This window comes from Pelagivirga sediminicola (assembly GCF_003072125.1).
In the GTDB taxonomy this organism is placed as follows: domain Bacteria; phylum Pseudomonadota; class Alphaproteobacteria; order Rhodobacterales; family Rhodobacteraceae; genus Roseovarius; species Roseovarius sediminicola.
In genome coordinates, this window is record NZ_QCYH01000080.1 from 1 (window position 1) to 540 (window position 540).

Sequence of the window (540 nt, forward strand, 5' to 3'; positions counted from 1 at the left end):
CTAGATTTTTGCAATCAAGTGGTAAGACCTAAATATTTTCTATTTCCATTTGAAGTACTCTTTAAGATGTCTCACGACACCAAGCTTGAGGATAAGCTTGAAGGGGATGATAACTTCCGAGCTTGGAAGTATAGGATTGGGTTAATCGTGGAAGAGAATGAGTTGGAATCATATGTGAAAGAAGACATCCCTATCCGAGAGGATGAAGAGGCCAAGGTATTGCATAAGAATAACTTGGTCAAGGCAAAGAGAATCATTGCTAATTCTATCAAATACCATCTCATACCACATGTGTCTTCTCTAAAGACACCCAAGGAGATGTTTGATTCCTTGACCAAGCTGTTTGAAGGGAAGAACATAAATCGGAAGATGACTTTGAGGAATCAATTGAAGAATGTCAAGATACAAAATGAAGAGACCATGCAGTCCTACTTTACAAGGGTCTCTCGGATAAAAGAACAACTTGAAGCCATTGAAGAAGATCTAGAGAATGGAGAAATAGTGATGACCACCTTGAATGGTCCTCGTAGGTCATGGGAT

General features: G+C 39.3%; 1 protein-coding gene. It reads left to right on the forward strand.

Going from position 1 to position 540, the window contains the following annotated elements; all coding sequences use genetic code 11:
* Positions 1-66 precede the first annotated feature (66 nt).
* On the forward strand, positions 67-540 hold a 474-nt coding region (locus DC366_RS19540), incomplete at its 3' end, for a gag-polypeptide of LTR copia-type domain-containing protein (RefSeq protein WP_133176265.1).